Below are 20652 nucleotides of genomic sequence, written 5' to 3' on the forward strand. Positions count from 1 at the left end.
ATTATCATCTACTAAAAAGAATTGAACATTTTAATTTATTGGGCATAATATGCTAAAATAGTCATTATTATTGATAAAACAAGAAAATTAGGAGGTGAATTTTATGATTATTTTACAAGCAAATAAAATGACTAAACGATTTGGTGGGCAAGATCTTTTCACAAGCGTTAATTTGAGTATCGAAGAAAACAGCAAGGTGGCATTAGTTGGTAGAAACGGTGCTGGTAAGTCAACCTTAGTAAAAATGATTTTGGGTGATGAACCGATCGACGAAGGTGAAGTCACCACCAAAAAAGGTATCACAATTGGATACTTAGCCCAAAATACTGGTCTAACTTCTGATGCCACCATCATTGAAGAAATGACTAACGTCTTTGCTGATTTAATCGCTTTAGAAAATAAAATTCACGAATACGAGAACAAAATGGCTGATCCAAACGTCAATTCGGATCCTGAAAAACTAGCCGAAGTTTCACAAACTTACGATCAACTTCAAGCTGAATTTACCTCTAAAAACGGTTTTTCTTATCAAGCAGAAATCAAAGCCGTTCTAAACGGATTTGGATTCGGCGAGGATATGTACGATCACAAGATTAGTGAACTGTCTGGTGGTCAGCAAACCCAACTAGCAATGGCTAAACTTTTGCTACAAAAAAAAGATCTATTAATTCTGGACGAACCTACTAACCATATTGATGTCAAGACAATCAGTTGGTTGGAAGATTATCTAAAGGGATATCATGGTGCCCTTCTAATCATTTCCCATGATCGTTTCTTCATGGATAAGATTGTTGATCAAGTTTACGATCTTTCACAAGGTCACATGACCCATTATGTTGGAAACTATTCTAGCTATGTTGAGCAAAAGAAAATTAATTACCAACATCAATTAAAAGAATATGAAAAACAGCAAAAGAAAATCAAAGAGATGCAGGAGTTCGTTGATAAAAACATTGTTCGTGCATCAACTACCAAGCGAGCTCAATCAAGAAGAACTCAATTGGAAAAGATGGAAAAAATTGCGGCACCAACTCGTGACGATAAATCCGCCCGTCTTTCATTTACTCCTGAAAAACAAAGTGGAAACATCGTTTTAAACGTTCGTGATGCAGCAATTGGATATGATAATCAACTTCTATCTAAAAACATCAACATTGATGTTAAACGTAATCAAGCTGTCGCATTGATTGGACCAAACGGAATCGGTAAATCAACATTGCTAAAGACCATCATGAAACAATTACCATTACAATCTGGTGAAATCGAACGTGGTACCGGCGTCCAAATCGGTTACTACGACCAACACCAAGATAACCTACATCCTGACAAGACTGTCTTAAATGAAATCTGGGACGACTACCCTACTTATCCTGAACAACGCATTCGTTCGATTTTAGGTAGCTTCTTGTTCTCTGGTGAAGACGTTGAAAAAGTGGTTGGTAACCTTTCCGGTGGTGAAAAGGCCCGCCTGGTTTTGACTAAGCTGTCCATGAATCACGATAACTTCTTAATCCTAGATGAACCTACAAACCATTTGGATATCGATAGTAGAGAAGTGCTAGAAAACGCATTGATCAATTTCGATGGAACCATTTTGTTTGTATCTCATGATAGATACTTCATAAATAAGTTGGCTACTCAAATTGTCGAACTATCCCCTGATGGTAGTGAATTATTCCTTGGTAACTATAACTACTACGTTGAAAAGAAGGAAGAACAAGCGGCCATTGAGGAACACAAAAAAGAAGAACAAGCTAAGGCCGAAGAGGTTGAAGACTCCAAGCCAAAGTCACAAAATCAAAAAGAGTTCATTGCTAACAAAGAGTTACAAAAGAAGCAAAGAAAACTTAAACGTCAAGTTGAAGATTTAGAAGAACAACTAGATGCTTCCCAAAAAGATAAATTAGCCATTGAAGCAGAAATGGTTAAACCAGAAAACTTAAATGACATTGAAAAGTTGAATAATTTGCAAGCTAAACTAACCGATATCAACTCTAAGATTGAAAAGATTGAAACCGATTGGGAAAACGCAATGATGGAACTTGAATAAACAAAAAAGATGAATCCAAAAGGATTCATCTTTTTTATTCTTCATCTTCTAAAAGGTCAAACTCCAAACTTGGGTCAGCATTTAAATCAACGCCAGCAAAGACATTCTTCTTTGCCATCACATATCCGGCTGCACCAATCATTGCGGCGTTATCACCACAAAGTTTGTTTGGCACCTTAATTAATTCAGTTGTATCAATCTTATCAATTTTTTCTTCTAAAGCACTACGAAGACCCTTATTAGCAGCAACTCCACCAGCCAAAATCAATTGAGAAACTGGATATTCTTGTAATGCTCTAGTGGTCTTATCAACTAAAACATCAACGACTGCGCTTTGGAAACTAGCTGCTAAATCGTTCTTATCCAATTCTTCATGAATTTGATCTGCATGGTGAGTGGTGTTTAGAAACGCGCTCTTTAATCCACTAAATGAAAAGTCGAAGTTATCTTCTTTTTCCATCGCACGTGGGAAGTTAAAGGTATCTTTACCTTCAGCAGCCATTGCATCAACCTTAGGTCCAGCTGGGTAGTTAATTCCCAATACTCGACCAACCTTGTCGTATGCTTCACCGGCAGCGTCATCCCTAGTTTCACCGATAATCTTGAAGTCGCCCTCTTCTTTCATTAGGACCAATTCAGTATGACCACCGGAAACAACCAATGCTAATGCCGGATAGTTAATCTTGGCAACAAAACGACTAGCTAAGATGTGTCCTGCAATATGGTTAACCGGAATTAATGGGATGTTATGAGCCCATGCAATTGTCTTAGCAGCAGTAACTCCAATTAATAGTGCCCCAACTAGCCCGGGACCATAGGTCACAGCAATTGCGTCAATGTCATCGTATGAAACATTGGCCTGTTTCATTGCATCTTCAACACAAATCGTGATTTGTTCAATATGATGTCTACTTGCGACCTCTGGAACAACCCCACCAAATCGCTTGTGACTATTGATTTGAGTTGCAACAACGTTTGATAATATTTTTTCACCATCTTCGATAATGGCCACACTAGTTTCATCACAACTAGATTCGAAAGACATAATTATATGTGGTTGCACAAAAAAACCTCGTTTCATTAAATTCCAAAGTTATTTGGAATAGTTTCGTATAGACTTAAATCTAAAACCATATCAACGGCATCCTCATGGTCACCGTCGTAGTATCCCTTTTTCACACCGACTTGTTTGAATCCTAAGTCTGAATATAATCTTTGAGCTTTCATGTTACTGATTCTAACTTCCAAAGAAACCGTCTTATATTTCAGCTGACGGGCCTTCTTGATAATCTTAGCGATTAAAAAGTAACCTAAGCCACGTTCTTGGTATTCAGGTTTTACAGCAACATTTGAGATATGGCAGTCACCTTCCTTATCATTTAAAGAACTACCAATAAAAGCTACTAACTCATCTTTTTGACGTAATAGTAAATAAAAGCGATCCAATCGTGGTTTTAGTTCAGGTAAGAACGCTTCATCAGTCCATGGTGCCTTACCATCATAGACGTCACGTTCAAGATTAACCATTTCTGGAATATCAGTAACCATTGCCTTCGCCAAATAAAATTTGTCGCCGTTAATCTTTACGATGTGGTTTTTGATATTTAAGTGTTCCTTTTTCATTAGGTGCTCGGTATTAACAAATTTTTTCTGATACCAATTAATTAACTTTTTCAACATATGAAGTAACTTCTTCCCCGGGATGATTTTGTTTCCAATCTGCTTCAGCTTTAGTTAAACGTAAATATCTTGGTACAAATGTATGAATGTCTTCAACAGGTGATAAGGTCTGTCCATATAAACCTAACCTAGCTGCTTGAGGCAGGTTATCAAAATTATCAGTAAAAATAATTTTGTCACCAAACTTATTTTTCAATGCATCTTCAAAATGTGATGCGTCAGTACCAACTGCATATACTGTCTTATCTTCGTTATCAATTCTATCTAACCATTTATCAAAGTCAGTATGACAGTCTTTCAACACATTTTCTGGAACACCATTTTTAATTTCATAAAGTCCAGAAAAGACGTTATTGTTTCTAGCATCAAAAATTGGCATTACAAGTGTGCCCTCTTGCTTAATGTTTAGTGCTAATGTCTGCAGACTTGATACACCCACTAATTCAATTCCTAAGGTGTATGCCAAGGTTTTAGCTGTGGCAGTCGCGATTCTAATTCCAGTGTATGAACCTGGACCGTCAGCCACAACAACTCTCTGTAAATCAGATGGTGTTAAATCCACCTTTGTCATCAATTCATCAATAATTGGAAGTAAATATTCCGCATGCTTTTGATGAACAGTAGTTGTTTCTGTCGCTAATATTTGATCATCATCCAAAATAGCAACAGTTAGTTGTCGATTGGATGTATCTAAAGACAATACTTTCATCCTGTTTTTCCGTCTCCCTAATAACTTTATTAATATACGTAATAATTCTAAACCAAATTATAACAAAAAAATAGGTGTCTCCATAATAAAAATGAACACACCTAAAAATATTTAATCATTTTTGCGCCAAGTAATGTTGGCAATTGCAGAGTGACTGTCGTTACTCATAATTTCATGCTTAGTTAGAATTGAACCATCTTCTTGTTCTTCCATGTCGTAATAACTTTCTACGGTTGATCCATATTTAACTTCATTTTCGTATCTCAATAAGAAATGAGTTGGTGTATGGTTGGTTAGGAAGTCGGCAGGTAAGACGTTAACCATCCAATCCATATAATGAGCATTGTTTACATGTTGGTTTGAATCAATATCTGTATATCTTACACGGAAACTTTGTTTAGTTTCTTCGTCATATTGAACCTTTTGTGGTTTAGGCATTTTAGGAACTTGGTTAACCTTTTCAGCACCAAACGGTTCCACTGTTTCCTTTGGAATAGAAGCAATCTTTCTTTCCTTGTAGTTCATTGCTGCCCATAAACCAGTCATGTGCATTAATACTTCACCAGATTCACTTTCGATAGTGAATTCACGGTAAGCAAAATACTTGTTGTATGACTTTGACTTGGTATTAATAGTGATATTTTCATCAACCACTGGCATGCGGTTAATATGCACATCGTATTGAATAACAACCCAAGTAACTCCGAACTGACGGACAAATTCAGCTCCAACACCAAGTTTATCACTATGATCTTCTGATGCTAATATAATTACATCTAGCATCATCGCAATGGTCATACGACGGGTAAAATCAGCTTCATAGTAGGTAACTCTATGTTTTTCACTAAAAACAGTTGGTTGGTTTTCCATTATTATTCACTCCTAGATTTCGTGATAGATATTATATATCTCTTGCTTTTTTACTTTGTGTAACTTGGCAACCTCTTTGATTGCTGCATTGGTCTTCATTCCCTTTCCAATAAACAAGTCAACTTGCTCTTGAATGGATAATCCAGCCAACTCATCTTGTTCCTGACTTTCTTGAGTGGCGTTTTTATTACCATCAACAATCACCACGAATTCACCACGAACTTGATTTGATTCGGTCCATTCGATTAATTCAGAAATACTACCACGATCGAATTCTTCAAACTTTTTGGTTAGCTCCCTGCACAATACCGCCTGACGGTCGGCACCGAATACCTTTTGCATATTCTTAAGAGTCTTGTTTAAACGATGAGGAGCTTCATAGAAAATCAAAGTTTCACTATGTTGGTTAAGTTCCTCTAGTTCGTTAATTTGGTCACTATTTTTTCGATTTAAAAATCCAAAGAAATAAAATGGTTGCGGAGTTAAGCCAGAAGCAATTAGCGCTGTTAATCCCGCATTTGCTCCAGGAAGTGGAACAACATTAATACTATTATCAACACACGCTTTCACTAGTTCTTGACCCGGATCACTAATTGACGGCATCCCAGCGTCACTGACTTGGGCAACATTTTGACCATCATTTAAATATTGTACCAATTCATCAATACGGTAGTCTTTGTTATCTTCTCTAAAACTGATTTTCTTAGTATCAATTTCAAAATGATTTAACAATTGTTGAGTATGACTTGGGTTTTCAGCGGCAATTAAGTCCACTTCTTTAAGTGTCTTAATTGCTCGAAACGTCATGTCATCTAGGTTACCAATTGGTGTGGGAACTAGATATAATATTCCTTTATCTTGATTAGTGGTAAAGCTATGTTGTTCTTGCACTTGGACTCCTCCAGATTAACGATTTAAGATTTCATTACAGAAAATACAGCTTTCATCGTTTTCACGATGAGATCCGTAAAACTCGATGCAGACATGGAACCCTTCGTTAAATAAGTGTTCCAAGTTTTCACGAGATTTAGAAGAACGTGGTCTGTTCTTCTTGTTATCGTTTTCCACATTTTCTTTTTGTTCATTGATGAAATCATGTAAATGTTGGTTTTCAATTCTTAGTTCTGCATTTTCTTCCATTACTTCTGTTAATGCTTTTCGAACTTCAGAAAATTGGCTTAACATTAATTCAGTTTGTGATTCTAAATCCTTGATTCCATCATACAATTCACGTTTCTCCAAACAATTTCACCCCGTTTAACTATTTATTATTTTCATAATTTTTAATGTAGTAGCCTCTAATATATTTTGGAAACTAACATTTACTGCCATTTGGTTGTTACAGTTTAAGATTACTTCCATAATTTGAATTAGCTTGGCCTCATTGATACTTTCGCTCAGCTGTTCAACATTTTGGGCCTGTTTTGGAAAATTATAATTCTTACTTCCAGTATACTTTGCATCTAAAACATCTTCAAATATTGATAGCAACATATCAATTACTACTTGGCGTTTACTATTATCACTAACTAACGGCATGATATTACTTTGTATCAAAACAAATGATGTTTTATCTCTTTGTACCAGCATACTAAACCACTGACTAATTGCAGAAATAATCTTGGTTAACCATTCATCCTCCTGCCATTCTTTGACAGTCGACATTTGGTTAGTCAATCTTTTAATGATTTTAAACTGACTGGGAATTACTCCTAGTTTGGCCAATTCATCATTAAAATCATTAGTATTTAACGGATTTAAATCGACCACCTGGGTTCTAGAGATAATGGTCGGTAATATTAAATTCTTATTGGTAGTTAGTAGAAACGAAACTATATTAGCACCAGGTTCTTCAATAAACTTTAATAAACTATTGGCTGCTCCAGTAGTCATCTTTTCAGCATCACAAACGATGAAGAATTTCTGATTACCTTCCAAACCACTTTTAGAAAATTCAGATTTTAGGTATCTTATTTGATCAACCTTGATACTCAATCCATCTGGTTTAATGATTACAACATCAGGATGTTGTTGTTCTGCGATTCTACGACATTCATTACAATGTCCACAAGGCATTGAATCTTCGGAAACATTTTTACAAAACATTCTCATTGTTATAAATAATGCTAATGATAACTTTCCGACACCCTCTTCACCGTTAAATAGGTAAGAATGGGATAATTCGTGATTGTTCACCACTTGTAAAAATTTGTTCATCAGTGGCTTTTGCTTTTTCTCAGTCTCTGCAATCACTTGGTTTTCGGTCATTTTCTTCCCCCATTAGAATCGATAAAAATTATCCATTGGCATTTCCATTACGGTAGCGCCACCTACTTCAATTTTAACCGGATATGATGAATCTGAAACTCCACCATCCAAATTAACTGGAGGTGTCATATATTGTTCACGCTTACTTGAAACCTTCTTAATGATATCTAAAACATCATTAACACGGTCATCTTCAATCCCAATCATAAAAGTAGTATTTCCTGACTTTAGAAAACCACCGGTAGTTGATAGTTTAGTTTGATGAACATTATTCTTAGCAAAAGCATTTTGTAGCTTGTTAGTATCTTTATTTTGCACAATTACAATTAAAAGTTTCATTCAAAATCACGTCCCTATTTTTTAAATTCCTTTAAATATGGTTGCAAAATTTCTAAAACATTTTTGTATACAGCATCAATTGATTGTGTAGCATCAACTGATTTGATACGTTTTGGATTAGCCTTTGCTAAACGTTGATAAGCTGCATGAACTCGGTTATGGAAGTCAATTGTTTCAACATCCAATCTGTCGACCTCTTCATCTGCCCTATTCTTAGCAATACGCTTTAATCCTTCTTCTACTGGAAGATTAAAATAGATAGTAAGGTCTGGTAGAAAGCCTTCTGTAGCGAATTGGTTCATTTCATTAATTTTATCTTCTCCAATTTCTCTACCCCCTCCTTGATATGCAATCGAGCTATCAAGGTAACGATCACAGATAACTAACTTATTATCAGCAATCGCTGGCTTCACTGTTTGTTCAATATTTTGGCGACGAGCCGCAGCATATAATAATGCTTCGGTTCGCTTATCCATATCAACATTTTTACGGTCTAGAATTACTTCACGGATACTTTCGGCAATTGGATTACCACCAGGTTCTCTACTGGTAACTAATTTGTCGCCCATTTCTTCCTTTAAATAATCTAATACCATGTTCAGAATGGTTGTTTTACCAGCTCCATCCGTACCTTCAAATGTGATAAATTTTCCAGCCATATACTATACCCCTACTTTCATCTTTCTATCTCATTGTACTTTAATTTATTAGTTTCAACAAATGAACAACAAAGAAAAAGTGTCTTATTCCAAAGAATAAAGACACCTTTAGTAATCAATAACAGAAGATTGAATACGGTTGTTGGAAACTTTTCTTTCTCTTGCTTCTCGATATAAAAATAAATATTTTTCACGAGCTAAACGAGTTTGGGCAACAATTTCACCATCAACTTCATAAATTGCTTCTTGGGTTTCAGTAGCCTGATCCCATTGGTATTTAGCACGATCGATAGAATCCAATAGAAATTCATCATATTGTTTTCCTACGTTGTGTGAAAATCTTGAAAATCCTAACATCAGTATTCACTCCTACATTTCAGTTCGACCAGAAACAGCTCTAGAAAGCGTCATTTCATCAGCATATTCGATATCACTACCAACTGATAAGCCATGTGCTAATCTAGTTACTTTAATTCCGGCTGGCTTAACTAAACGTGATAAATACATTGCTGTTGCTTCCCCTTCAGGAGTAGCGTTCGTTGCAATAATAATTTCTTTAATTGCTTCGTCACTTTGCAAACGTTTAATTAGGCTTTTAATATTTAAATCTTCTGGTCCCTTTCCCTCAATTGGAGATAAGACACCATTTAATACATGATATAAGCCATGATAATCTTTCATTTTTTCCATTACCATGATGTCTCTTGGCTGTTCAACAACCAAAACAGTTGATTGATCCCTTGTCTTGTCTCGACAAATAACACATGGATCTTCATCAGTTAAATTTCCGCAAATTGAACAATACATCAACTTGTCCTTGGTTTCCTTCAATGCTGAAGAGAACTTTGCGACGTCATCTTTGTTCATGTCAACAACGAAATATGCAAGTCTAATAGCTGTCTTATGGCCGATTCCTGGTAGACGCATAAAACTGTCAATCAGCTTGGCAATTGGTTCAGGATATTGCATAATTAACCTTCTTTAATTTAAATTACATTCCTGGAATTCCCATTCCTTTAGTGTACTTACCCATTGAATCTTGTGTAGTCTTTTCAATTTGTGCAAGCGCATCGTTTACGGCACTGATTACTAAATCTGAAGTCATATCTGGGTCTTCTGGATCCAATGCTTCTGGTTTAATCTTCATGTCTTTCATCTTGCGGTCACCTGAGAAAGTAACAACTACCATATCTTCAGGGGCTTTTCCAACAAATTCAGTGTTGTTGATTTGTTCTTGTTCAGCACCCATTTGTTTTTGTAGTTGCTTAACTTGTTTCATCATCTTTCCCATGTTCATTCCGTTCATCATAACTATAACAGCTCCTTAATCATCTTTTACATCTATTATATCTTCACCAAAAAGTTGTGTTGCTTGTTTAACTATTTTGGGTTCATTGTCTTGTTTTTCATTATTATTATCATCGTTTTGGTCTGAATTTTCAACACTTGAATTTTCAGATTCTTCTCTAACGTCTTTACCACTATTCTTTTGGGCAACGATGTAACCCTTTCTTATTTCAGGCCATTGTTCAGCCGGGATAAAGACAAAGTCTGGAACGTAGCTCAAAATACGGTCCAATCCATTACCCAAGGCGTCTTGTAGTTCTTCATCAGTACTTGCCTTTTGGAATAGGAATGGATATTCGAATGAAACAACCACACCATCATGACTGGCAGCAACTGGTTTAGAAACATTCATCAATGCACGCTTGGTGACGTCTAGTCCGCTCAATAGTTCATCCCAAATATTTTGAATATTGGTCAAATCTTGACGAGTGGCGTTGTCCAAGACCGGATAAATCTTGGTTAGGTTAACCCTAGCGTTGCTTGAACTACCTGATGGTTTTTTAGCAGCTGGTCTTCTAGCTGGCTCACTAGCAGCATTACCGCCGTTGTTAGTAGCGACACCATTCTTGATTAGTTCTTCGACTTGTTTTTGTAAACTAGCAACTTTATCCTTCAATTGTTGAACCATTTGGTTATCAACGTTTGAAGCACTTGAAGGTTGCAAATCTGGTTGTGATTGTGCTGGCGCTGGACTAGCTACTTGTTGGTTATCAGTAGATAACTTAACGGTCAATACATCTAGATAAACGTCTGGATGCATTGTGTATCTCATTTGATTTTGAATGTCGTTTAAATCAACAATCATACGATAGACTCTTTGAGCATCCACAATTGATGTTAGTTGCTTGAACTCCTCATCAATCACACCTAGTTCTGATTCTTCAACCATTTCAGGTGATTGTTGGTATAACAAGATGTCTTGGCAGTACTTGATTAGGTCTTCGACAAATCTTGCCGCATCTTTACCAGATTCTAGCATTTGTCTGACATCCGATAATGCATCCTTAACATCATGGTTCACAACATTGGTTAGGTACTTTGATAGTAATGACTTGGTTACACTACCAGTTACTTGCAATGCATTTTCGTAAGTTACCTTATCAAATCCAAATGACAATACTTGATCTAAGATACTTAAGGCATCACGCATTCCACCTTCTGCGGCTTTGGCGATTACCTTTAGTGCCTTGTCATCATAATCAATTTTTTTATCATTTAAAATGAATTCCATTCTGCCTAAGATATCATTTGCGGTGATACGTTTAAAATCAAAACGTTGAACACGTGAAATGATTGTAGCCGGAATTTTTTGTGGTTCCGTTGTTGCTAAAATAAAAATAACATGTGCGGGTGGTTCTTCTAATGTCTTCAGTAATGCATTGAAAGCTCCTGTTGATAACATATGAACTTCATCAATAATGTACACTTTATAAGTTGCCTGAGTAGGGGCATATTTGGCCTTATCTCTGACATCTCTAATTTCTTCAACTCCATTATTAGAGGCCGCATCAATTTCAATAACATCATTTAGCGTTCCGTTTGTAATACTTTCACAAATTTCACATTCGTTGCAAGGTTCCCCATCTTTTTGGTTTGGACAGTTAATTGCCTTTGCCAAAATTTTCGCAGCGGAAGTTTTTCCAGTTCCCCTAGGACCTGCAAATAAATAAGCATGACTCAATTGATTGGTGACAATCGCATTTTTCAATGTGGTGGTAATAACATCTTGACCAATCACATCGTCAAAACGTTGCGGTCTCCATACACGGTATAAAGCTTGGTAACTCATGGAAAACTTCCTTTCAAAAAACTAGTTAACTACATTATATATTCTATTCAATAATTATTCCATTATCGTTTTTGCATCATAGATAAAAAAATCTCCTAGCCAGCATTTGACTAGGAGTTTGTTTGTATAAAAAACAAGAAGCACAAGCGTAGAATACTTAGTGCTGCTTCCTCTCGGATCTGACACGGTTCGTAAACACAACTTTGCTTCAAGGCCTTACGGCAATAATTATATTAACTTATTCAGGATTATTTTTCAAGCTTATTTCTCTTTTTCTTAGCTTCTTTACTTCTTTTGCGTGCTTCTTTAAAAAAAGACTTCATTAATTTCCTAGCATTATCAGCCAACAAACCACCTAAAACATTAACCTGATGATTTAAACGACTATCTTCTAAAACATGATATAGGCTTTCGGCAGCACCGGCCTTAATATCGTTAGCACCATAGTAAACATTCTTAATTCTAGAATTGATGATTGCTCCAGCACACATTAAACACGGCTCAATAGTTACATATAGGTCACAGTCTTCCAAGCGCCAACTATGCAAGCGACGACATGCTTCATCAATGGCAACGACTTCGGCATGATCTAATGCATTATTGCTTAACTCACGGAGATTATGTCCTCTACCAATAATATCACCATCTTTAACGACAATTGCTCCAATCGGAACCTCATTTATCATGTATGCTTTCTTTGCTTCAAATAAAGCTTCTTTCATATAGTACTCTTTTGTCTTATCCATTAAATACACTTTCCAATATATAGTAACCTTTGTTCTTCTTGATAATTTCACAATTACCAAATAATGATTGCATTAACTTCTTCGCAGATGGCGCACCTTGTTTCTTTTGTAATACCACAGTTAGTGTTCCATTTGGCAATAAATGATTAATAGCACCTGAAATCATACCATCAACAATATCCTTTCCTGCTCTTACTGGCGGGTTGGTAATAATTGCAGCAAACTTATCTGTGACATTTTCATAAACATTAGAATTATGAATCAAAACATTTGAGACATGATTTTGTTCCGCATTCTTTACAGCTAATTCTAGTGCTAAATTATTAACGTCTACCATTTCAAATGTTCTATCATGATAATGCTTGGCTAACGCGATTGCCATTGGTCCATATCCACAACCTAGGTCTAGGACATTTCCATCAGGAATTTTATCAAAATTAACATTTTCTACTAAAGTTTTTGAACCAAAATCAACAGTTCTTTTTGAGAAAACCCCGTTATCAGTGGTAAAGGTTAATGTGTTGTTTAATAAATCAAAATTCCATGTATGAAGTTCGTGTACAACATGTGGATTAGGTGTATAATAAAATTCGTTCATTTCAAATCAGATCCTCGTAAAAAATTTTTAAAATTCGCTAAGACACTGTATCTAGTAGATTAGGAACATTTCGACCACTAAATATGGTGTTTTTTATTTGATTTTTTTCTGTTCTGGTGTAAACTTTTATATATAAATTAAAGGGAAATATCTTACATATTTCGTCAAAAGAAAGGGAGCAATACCATGGCACAAGTAACCGTATACTCAAAGAATAATTGCATGCAATGCAAGATGACTAAGCGCTTTTTAAGCGAACACGATATTGATTTTATTGAAAGAAACATTAACGAAGAACCCGAATATGTTTCATACCTAAAATCAAAAGGTTTCATGTCACTACCAGTTGTAGAAGCAGATGGTATTGACTCAATTTCCGGATTTAGACCAGATCAATTAAGCCAACTATCTTAATTTCAAATTACGTATTATTCATTATAATATAAAAAGTTGTTTTTGGCGAAACCACTAATGGTCTCGCCTTATTTTTTCTCAAGTTTAATTTTACTAACGAAAGAGTGGTTTAAGCATGTCGTTGAAAGATTTGAAGGACGTAACATATTACGACCTAAACAATGAAATTAACATCCCTAAGGATGATAAGATTCAATTAAATAAAGATAAAGAAGCTCTTGAAGCCTTCATCAAAGAAAACGTTGAACCTAACTTAAAGAAATTTGGTTCTCTAAAAGAAAAGTTCGATTTTTTAATCGATAATGACTACCTTGAAGAAGAATTCATCAACAAATATGACTTTTCATTTATTGAAAAAATCTACGACTACTTGGAAAGTCAAAATTTTAAGTTCAAATCTTTTATGGCTGCATATAAATTCTATGCTCAATATGCCCTAAAAACTGATGATGGTAACTACTACCTAGAACAATTCATTGATCGTGTTGCTATCAATGCACTATACTTTGCTGATGGTGATGAAGAACTTGCTATGAACTTAGCAGATGAAATTGTTCACCAAAGATACCAACCAGCCACCCCTTCTTTCCTAAATGCCGGAAGAAAACGTCGTGGTGAATTTGTATCATGTTTCTTAATTCAACCTACCGACGATATGAACACAATTGGTAGAACTATTAACTCAGCTCTACAACTATCACGTATTGGTGGTGGTGTTGGAATTAACCTTTCTAACCTACGTGCTGCTGGTGATCCAATCAAACATATCGAAGGTGCTGCTTCTGGTGTTGTTCCAGTCATGAAACTTCTAGAAGACAGTTTTTCATACTCAAACCAACTAGGACAAAGACAAGGTGCGGGTGCAGTATACTTAAATGTATTCCATCCAGATATCATTTCATTCCTTTCAGCTAAGAAGGAAAATGCAGATGAAAAGATTCGTGTTAAGACACTTTCACTTGCCGTTACTGTTCCTGACAAATTCTATGAACTTGCACAAAATGATGATGAAATGTACCTTTTCAGTCCATACGATGTTGAAAGAATTTACGGCGTTCCATTCTCATACGTTGATATCACCAAAGAATACGACAACATGGTCGCAAACGATGAAATCAAGAAGACTAAGATTAACGCTCGTGAATTAGAAACTGAAATTAGTAAATTACAACAAGAATCAGGTTATCCTTACATCATTAACATCGATACTGTTAACAAGGAAAACCCTATTGACGGTAAAATTGTTATGAGTAACCTATGTTCAGAAATCATGCAAGTACAAGAACCATCTACTGTTGATAACAAACAACACTACGAAAAACTTGGTACAGATGTATCATGTAACTTAGGTTCAACTAATATCGTTAACTTAATGGCTAGCCATGATTTTGGTAAGTCAGTTGACACAATGGTTCGTGCCTTAACTTTCGTTACTGATCATTCAGACATCGATGTTGTTCCATCAATCCAACGTGGTAACGCCCTATCACACAGTATTGGACTTGGTGGAATGGGTCTTCACAGTTTCTTAGCTAAAAACCAAATTGAATACGGTTCTGATGAAGCAATCGAATTCACTGGTGTTTACTTCATGCTATTAAACTACTGGACTTTAGTTTCATCAAACAAAATTGCTGCTGAAAGAAATGAAACTTTCCATAATTTTGACAAGAGCAAATATGCTGATGGTTCATACTTCGATAGATACACTACTGAAGACTGGGGACCAAAATCTGACCGCGTAAAAGAACTATTCAATGGCATTTTTGTTCCAAATCAAAGTGATTGGGAAGAACTAAAACAAGCTGTTATGAAAGATGGTTTATACCACCAAAACAGAATGGCTGTTGCACCAAACGGTTCAATCTCATACATTAATGATTCAACTGCTAGTTTGCACCCTATCATCAGTCGTATTGAAGAAAGATATGAATCAAAAACTGGTAAGATTTACTACCCAGCTCCATACCTATCAAATGAAACTCTTAAGTACTACAAGTCAGCTTATGACATTGATATGAGAAGAGTTATTGATACTTATGCCGCTGCTCAAAAGCATGTTGATCAAAGCATGAGTCTTACACTATTCATGCGTTCAACAATTCCTGAAGGTCTATACGAATGGAAAGACGGTAGAACCGATAAAATGACTACTCGTGATTTAACTATCCTACGTAACTACGCTCACGCTAAAGGCATTAAGTCACTATACTATGTCAGAACATTCACTGATGATAACCAAGAAGTCGGTGTTAACGAATGTGAAAGTTGTTCAATCTAATTAGTTAGGAGAATTTATACAATGGATAATTACAAAGCTATCAACTGGAATGCTGTAAGCGACCAAATTGATAAAGCGACATGGGAAAAACTAACCGAACAATTCTGGTTAGATACTAGAATCCCTTTATCTAACGATTTAGCTGATTGGAGAACGTTAGATGACGATCACAAATGGCTAGTTGGTCATGTCTTTGGTGGTCTAACTTTACTTGATACATTACAATCACAAGACGGTATGGCCGCACTTAGAAAAGATGTTGCAACACAACACGAAACTGCTGTTTTAAACAATATTCAATTCATGGAATCTGTCCATGCTAAGAGTTACTCATCAATCTTTTCTACTTTAAACACTCCTGACGAAATCTCAGAAATTTTTGATTGGAGTGATTCGGAAGAATTCCTTCAAAACAAAGCTAAAAAGATTTACGACTTATATCATGATGATTCCAACCCATTGAAGAAAAAGATTTCAAGTGTGTTCCTAGAAACTTTCTTATTCTACTCTGGTTTCTACACCCCACTATGGTACCTAGGTCACAACAAACTACCCAATGTTGCTGAAATTATTAAATTAATTCTTCGTGACGAATCTGTCCACGGAACTTACATTGGTTACAAGTTCCAACTTGGTTTCAACCAATTAGGTGAAAACGAACAACAAGACCTAAAAGACTGGATGTACAACTTCTTGTATGACTTATACGAAAACGAAGAAAAGTATACTCACATTCTATATGATCAAGTTGGTTGGACTGACGACGTATTGAAGTTCATCAGATACAATGCTAACAAAGCACTTATGAACTTAGGTCAAGATCCACTATTCCCTGATAATGCAGAAGATGTTGATCCAATCGTTATGAATGGTATATCAACATCAACAGCCAACCATGACTTTTTCTCACAAGTCGGTAATGGTTACCGTCTAGGTGAAGTTGAAGCTATGAAAGATGACGATTACAAGATTTGGTATCCAAAAGATAATAAATAATCACAAAAAGAGGATGAAGTTTTATTACTTCACCCCCTTTTTTTATTCCATCAAACCTAAAAAAATACCCAATACAGAATTGTTAATATCTGTATCGGGTATTTCTATTTATTCAATTTAAGTTGGCTAAAAGGCCTATTTTTTGAATAATTTTTTCCAAATCGATTTCTTTTCACATGGTGTGTCATCCACGTGTTCATTTACTAATACCAATAATTGAAGCATTGTGAATACTAATGAGTTCCCACGACGGTATGAGATGTACTTAGGTGTCCATTCACTAACATATTTTTCCTTGTAAGATCTTAATCCTTGGAAACTGTAGAACGCAGTTCCATATTTATAGATTAAGTTAGAAATCTTTTCATCAATAAAACTATATCTGGATTCACCAACATTGGATAATGGAGCCATTCCAAGGTTAAAGTACTTATACCCTTCATCCTTTACATAGTTAAACAAATTGATAAAAATTCCATCCATGATTCCTGATGGTGCATCTTCACTTGACCTCATCAAATCGATTGACGTCATTTCATGGTCTCCAGTTGGCATAATGTTGGCAAAAGCAACAACCTTATTGTCCTTATCCTTCATTACAGCAATTGGTGCTTGGTTTAGGTAATAACTATCAAAATATCCTAGGGAGAAGCCCTTTTCAGGTTTACCCTTCAACCAGTTGTCAGATACTGCTCTTAATTCATCAATGAATGAAGTTGAAAACGGTGGTTGAATAATCTCAAATTTGTATTCATCACGATCAAATTTATTCATCAAAGCTCTTTCACCACGATGCTTCTTACCAGCAATAGAGAATGTATCTAATGCCACGTGACCCTCTTCTCCTGCCTTAGTGAAACTAAATCCTTTTTCGTGAAGTAACATTGTTAGTTCTTCACCAATTTCATAGAAAACAAGTGAATAACCAATATTGTCACTATCTTCAATGAACTTATCAATCGCATTTTCAAGTTTATCAAGGTTACCGATTGGTTCTCCCATGATCATAATCTTGTTAGCACGACATTTGTACATGAAAAATAGTTGGTCTTTACCATCTTCTTGATAGAAGTAGATGCTCTTGTCACGAACGTAAGCTAAGTGACTTACTTCATTTCCACCAAATTCATTAATAACGTTAGATACTCTATCTCCATCAAATGGTTGGTTTAACCATTCAACCTTTGAGTATGATAAGAAGCGGAAAGTTAGAACTAAGATTAGTAAAGCTAAAATCAATCCTAATAGACCCGCAAACCATACTTGTGGCGATGGTAATAGATATGAGTTAGTCCAGTGGAACACAGCAAACTTAAAGTTTGTAAGTAATCCAATGATTAGGTATACGATAAACGCACTGACGAATATTAGTAAATCAATTAGTGCATGTCCCCATGAATATGTGAATTTTTGTCTGTACAATACCTTGTAACTTAACCATAAGCAACAAAGTAAAATTACAGACATAACTACCATATTGGTTGGAAAGTCTTCCTTCCAAAGTGTGTTCCATAAGGCAATTACTAATATAACGGCAGTTGGCCAAAACGCCTTCTTCACCTTGGAACCAAATCCACGCGCAAAACCAATTAGTAGAAATGCAACGATAACAGTACTTAGTTGATCTAAGAAATAGAATGAATATGGTTCTAGTGAAATATAGAATCTATTAACTAATACTAAGTTAGGAATAACTGCTAGTAATAGCATCATGATTCCTGAAAAGTACATGAAAATAGTAATAAACATATGGGCTAATCTTTGTAAAATTAACTTTGGAATCCCGTCTAAAAAGTTGTTGAAACGTTGGAATACATCAATTACTAAGAAGATAATTCCCAATAATACTGGGAAAATGTAGTAAAAAGCACGGTATAAAATTAACCAAACCGCTGCATCACTTGGTTTAACACCAATGAACATTAATCCAACAAGCATTGTTCCTTCAAAACTTCCAAGTCCCCCGGGAACTAATGAAGCAACCCCTACCACGTTTGCGACAACGAATACTGGGAATACAGCAAGTAGGTTAATTGGTTGGTGCATGAATGCACCAATCGCCATAAATAACCCAGCACAACCTAACCATTCTAAGCATGATCCAACAATCAATTGGATTTCTAGTTTAGCGGTTAAATCTTTAAAATAATCAGAATCATTTAATCTTGTGATGATAAACAAAATTGGGAAGTATAGTCCACCAAGAACTAGTACAATCCACCACCACCAGTCATGGCTGTTTGTTCCGAATCCGAAACTAAACATCATAATAATAGCTACCCAACAATAAGTGGATAGTCCAGCTAATAAGAAAATAACGATTTTAGATATTGCATATAATATTTGTTTTTTTGTTGCATTTTCGCTGTAAAAACTAGAACGCATGCTTGCACCTAATACACCACCAAAACCTGCGATGTTAGTCAATGTATTGGTAATCCACCCCGTCTTTACAATATATGACTTTTTAAACTTACCTGGTAGAAAATCAACGATAGTAAAATCATATATCAGCATCGGTGAAACTGCGATAAATCCCAAAATTATCATGATAACAATCGACATTGGTGATAATCTTGAAAAACTTTCAGCCATTTGTCTTCCACTAATTTCTTTTGAAACAGAAAAAATAACGTGTACAACAACAGCTAAAACGAATACCACAAATAGGACTTTTACTAAAGTCATATGTCGGTTGATCCAATCTCCACATTTCTTAAATAAAGCTTTCAATTATGTTTCCTCCATAAATCTTATTACTACTATTATCTCAATTAATAATTGTCGGCACAAGGCTTTATATCAAAATATGTACAAAAAAAGAACGTGTGATAAATCACACGTTCTTTTAAAGTGAAATTACTTAAGAGTAACTTCTGCACCAACTTCTTCAAGTTTTGCCTTGATGTCGTTAGCTTCGTCTTCTTTAGCATCTTCTTTAATTACTGAAGGAGCACCATCAACTAAGTCCTTTGAGTCCTTTAGACCAAGACCAGTGATTTCACGTACAACCTTGATTGCTTTAACCTTTTGGCTACCAGCAGAAGTTAGTTCTACAGTGAATGAGTCCTTAGCAGCACCATCAGCGCCACCAGCAGCAGGAGCAACAGCAGCTGCTGCAGTTACGTCGAATTCTTCTTCAATTGCCTTAACTAAGTCGTTTAGGTCAGAGATTGAAGCTTCTTTAATTTGTTCAATAATGTTATCTTTATCAAAAGCCATTTTAATTTCCTCCAATTTGGATAGTTATAATTTTATATTATGAGCTTAGGCTGCGTCGCCATCGCCCTTTTCTGCAACTGCTTTAACAGCAATAGCAAACTTGCGAACAGGTGATTGTAACATGCTTGCAAGGATTGAGATTGATTCGTCGCGACTTGGTAATGAAGCGAATTCGTCAATTTCTTGTAGAGTAGCAATCTTGTTTTCAAGAATACCACCCTTGATTTCAACAGCTTCAGTGTTATCAGCAAAATGCTTTAATACCTTAGCTGGAGCGATAGGATCTTCATCAGAGAATGCTACAGCAGTAGGACCCTTGAATAAGTCACCTAATTCTTCGTAACCTGCTTCCTTAGATGCACGTACAGCAATGTTATTCTTGATAACACTGAATGAAACACCTGCATCACGTAATTGCTTACGTAGGTCAGTTACTTCAGCAACGTTTAAACCACGGTAGTTAACAACAATAGCAGTAGTAGCATTGTTGAACTGTTCTGTAACAGCTTCTACACGTTTAGCTTTAGCGTCAATTACTTCTTTCTTTGGCATTGTTTCACCTCCCAATATTTTTTGGGATTTAATAAAAAATCCCTATGCCACCTAGACATAGAGAAACCGTTTTAAGTGTCCTCGTTGGGATATTAAGGTACAAGTACCACCCAAGTCTTAGGTAGATATCAA

At 35.7% G+C, this 20652-nt stretch carries 22 protein-coding genes, 1 other RNA gene and 1 other annotated feature (1 of these 24 cut by a window edge); of the genes, 4 read left to right on the top strand and 19 right to left on the bottom strand.

Annotated elements, in window-relative coordinates:
• The first annotated feature begins 103 nt into the window (after nt 1-103).
• The gene (locus FD688_RS03770) at nt 104-2050 is read left to right on the top strand and encodes an ABC-F family ATP-binding cassette domain-containing protein (RefSeq protein ID WP_138741853.1); all 1947 of its coding nucleotides are present in this window, start codon (nt 104-106) and stop codon (nt 2048-2050) included.
• Nucleotides 2051-2084: 34 nt separating this feature from the next.
• Here FD688_RS03770 and tsaD read toward each other — a convergent pair whose 3' ends face one another.
• The 16 genes from tsaD to FD688_RS03850 all read right to left on the bottom strand — a co-directional run bounded on the left by tsaD (nt 2085) and on the right by FD688_RS03850 (nt 13055).
• On the bottom strand, nt 2085-3131 hold the full coding sequence (gene tsaD / locus FD688_RS03775; protein WP_138741854.1) for a tRNA (adenosine(37)-N6)-threonylcarbamoyltransferase complex transferase subunit TsaD: 1047 nt from the start codon (nt 3129-3131) through the stop codon (nt 2085-2087).
• Nucleotides 3131-3730 (bottom strand): ribosomal protein S18-alanine N-acetyltransferase, encoded by a 600-nt coding sequence (gene rimI, locus FD688_RS03780; protein WP_138741855.1) that lies wholly within the window; start codon nt 3728-3730, stop codon nt 3131-3133. The genes tsaD and rimI overlap by 1 nt, the downstream gene beginning before the upstream one ends.
• On the bottom strand, nt 3711-4439 hold the full coding sequence (tsaB, locus tag FD688_RS03785) for a tRNA (adenosine(37)-N6)-threonylcarbamoyltransferase complex dimerization subunit type 1 TsaB (RefSeq protein ID WP_138741856.1): 729 nt from the start codon (nt 4437-4439) through the stop codon (nt 3711-3713). The genes rimI and tsaB overlap by 20 nt, the downstream gene beginning before the upstream one ends.
• 111 nt (nt 4440-4550) lie before the next feature.
• Complete coding sequence (locus tag FD688_RS03790; RefSeq protein WP_138741857.1) at nt 4551-5309, bottom strand: acyl-[acyl-carrier-protein] thioesterase; 759 nt, start codon at nt 5307-5309, stop codon at nt 4551-4553.
• Between the two features lie 12 nt (nt 5310-5321).
• A complete protein-coding gene (rsmI, locus tag FD688_RS03795) occupies nt 5322-6200 on the bottom strand; it encodes a 16S rRNA (cytidine(1402)-2'-O)-methyltransferase (protein ID WP_138741858.1) in 879 nt (292 codons plus the stop codon).
• 15 nt (nt 6201-6215) lie between these two features.
• A complete protein-coding gene (locus FD688_RS03800; RefSeq protein ID WP_138741859.1) occupies nt 6216-6551 on the bottom strand; it encodes a DNA replication initiation control protein YabA in 336 nt (111 codons plus the stop codon).
• 15 nt (nt 6552-6566) lie between these two features.
• Nucleotides 6567-7577, bottom strand: a complete 1011-nt coding sequence (gene holB / locus FD688_RS03805; RefSeq protein ID WP_138741860.1) for a DNA polymerase III subunit delta' — start codon at nt 7575-7577, stop codon at nt 6567-6569.
• 12 nt (nt 7578-7589) lie between these two features.
• Complete coding sequence (locus FD688_RS03810) at nt 7590-7916, bottom strand: cyclic-di-AMP receptor (protein ID WP_138741861.1); 327 nt, start codon at nt 7914-7916, stop codon at nt 7590-7592.
• Between the two features lie 14 nt (nt 7917-7930).
• Nucleotides 7931-8575 carry a dTMP kinase gene (gene tmk / locus FD688_RS03815; protein WP_138741862.1) on the bottom strand — a complete coding sequence of 215 codons (645 nt, stop codon included), beginning with the start codon at nt 8573-8575 and terminating at the stop codon, nt 7931-7933.
• 108 nt (nt 8576-8683) lie between these two features.
• Entirely contained in the window at nt 8684-8932 is a 249-nt protein-coding gene (locus tag FD688_RS03820; protein WP_034531914.1) for a YaaL family protein, read from the bottom strand.
• A 12-nt stretch (nt 8933-8944) separates the two neighbouring features.
• Nucleotides 8945-9544 (bottom strand): recombination mediator RecR, encoded by a 600-nt coding sequence (gene recR, locus FD688_RS03825; protein WP_034531913.1) that lies wholly within the window; start codon nt 9542-9544, stop codon nt 8945-8947.
• Between the two features lie 22 nt (nt 9545-9566).
• Complete coding sequence (locus FD688_RS03830) at nt 9567-9884, bottom strand: YbaB/EbfC family nucleoid-associated protein (RefSeq protein ID WP_034531912.1); 318 nt, start codon at nt 9882-9884, stop codon at nt 9567-9569.
• A 15-nt stretch (nt 9885-9899) separates the two neighbouring features.
• The gene (gene dnaX, locus FD688_RS03835; protein ID WP_138741863.1) at nt 9900-11711 is read right to left on the bottom strand and encodes a DNA polymerase III subunit gamma/tau; all 1812 of its coding nucleotides are present in this window, start codon (nt 11709-11711) and stop codon (nt 9900-9902) included.
• 124 nt (nt 11712-11835) lie between these two features.
• Nucleotides 11836-11932, bottom strand: an RNA gene (gene ffs, locus FD688_RS03840) — signal recognition particle sRNA small type.
• A 27-nt stretch (nt 11933-11959) separates the two neighbouring features.
• Entirely contained in the window at nt 11960-12457 is a 498-nt protein-coding gene (gene tadA / locus FD688_RS03845) for a tRNA adenosine(34) deaminase TadA (RefSeq protein WP_054449744.1), read from the bottom strand.
• Entirely contained in the window at nt 12450-13055 is a 606-nt protein-coding gene (locus tag FD688_RS03850) for a class I SAM-dependent methyltransferase (RefSeq protein ID WP_138741864.1), read from the bottom strand. The genes tadA and FD688_RS03850 overlap by 8 nt, the downstream gene beginning before the upstream one ends.
• A 186-nt stretch (nt 13056-13241) precedes the next feature.
• On the opposite strand from FD688_RS03850, the gene FD688_RS03855 reads away from it, so the two are divergent.
• The 3 genes from FD688_RS03855 to nrdF all read left to right on the top strand — a co-directional run bounded on the left by FD688_RS03855 (nt 13242) and on the right by nrdF (nt 16746).
• Nucleotides 13242-13469, top strand: coding sequence for a redoxin NrdH (locus FD688_RS03855; protein WP_138741865.1), 228 nt, complete (start codon nt 13242-13244; stop codon nt 13467-13469).
• Nucleotides 13470-13584: 115 nt separating this feature from the next.
• Entirely contained in the window at nt 13585-15750 is a 2166-nt protein-coding gene (gene nrdE / locus FD688_RS03860; RefSeq protein ID WP_138741866.1) for a class 1b ribonucleoside-diphosphate reductase subunit alpha, read from the top strand.
• A 21-nt stretch (nt 15751-15771) separates the two neighbouring features.
• Nucleotides 15772-16746, top strand: a complete 975-nt coding sequence (gene nrdF, locus FD688_RS03865; RefSeq protein ID WP_034534700.1) for a class 1b ribonucleoside-diphosphate reductase subunit beta — start codon at nt 15772-15774, stop codon at nt 16744-16746.
• Between the two features lie 135 nt (nt 16747-16881).
• On the opposite strand, the gene mprF is transcribed toward nrdF, so the two are convergent.
• The 3 genes from mprF to rplJ all read right to left on the bottom strand — a co-directional run bounded on the left by mprF (nt 16882) and on the right by rplJ (nt 20520).
• The gene (gene mprF / locus FD688_RS03870; RefSeq protein ID WP_190242901.1) at nt 16882-19479 is read right to left on the bottom strand and encodes a bifunctional lysylphosphatidylglycerol flippase/synthetase MprF; all 2598 of its coding nucleotides are present in this window, start codon (nt 19477-19479) and stop codon (nt 16882-16884) included.
• A gap of 126 nt (nt 19480-19605) precedes the next feature.
• A complete protein-coding gene (gene rplL / locus FD688_RS03875) occupies nt 19606-19968 on the bottom strand; it encodes a 50S ribosomal protein L7/L12 (protein WP_034534701.1) in 363 nt (120 codons plus the stop codon).
• Between the two features lie 45 nt (nt 19969-20013).
• Nucleotides 20014-20520, bottom strand: a complete 507-nt coding sequence (gene rplJ / locus FD688_RS03880) for a 50S ribosomal protein L10 (RefSeq protein WP_053795195.1) — start codon at nt 20518-20520, stop codon at nt 20014-20016.
• Nucleotides 20521-20544: 24 nt separating this feature from the next.
• Nucleotides 20545-20652 (bottom strand) — a sequence feature (ribosomal protein L10 leader region) (it continues 8 nt past the right edge of the window).

This window comes from Apilactobacillus kunkeei (assembly GCF_005930975.1).
GTDB classification, from domain to species: domain Bacteria; phylum Bacillota; class Bacilli; order Lactobacillales; family Lactobacillaceae; genus Apilactobacillus; species Apilactobacillus kunkeei_E.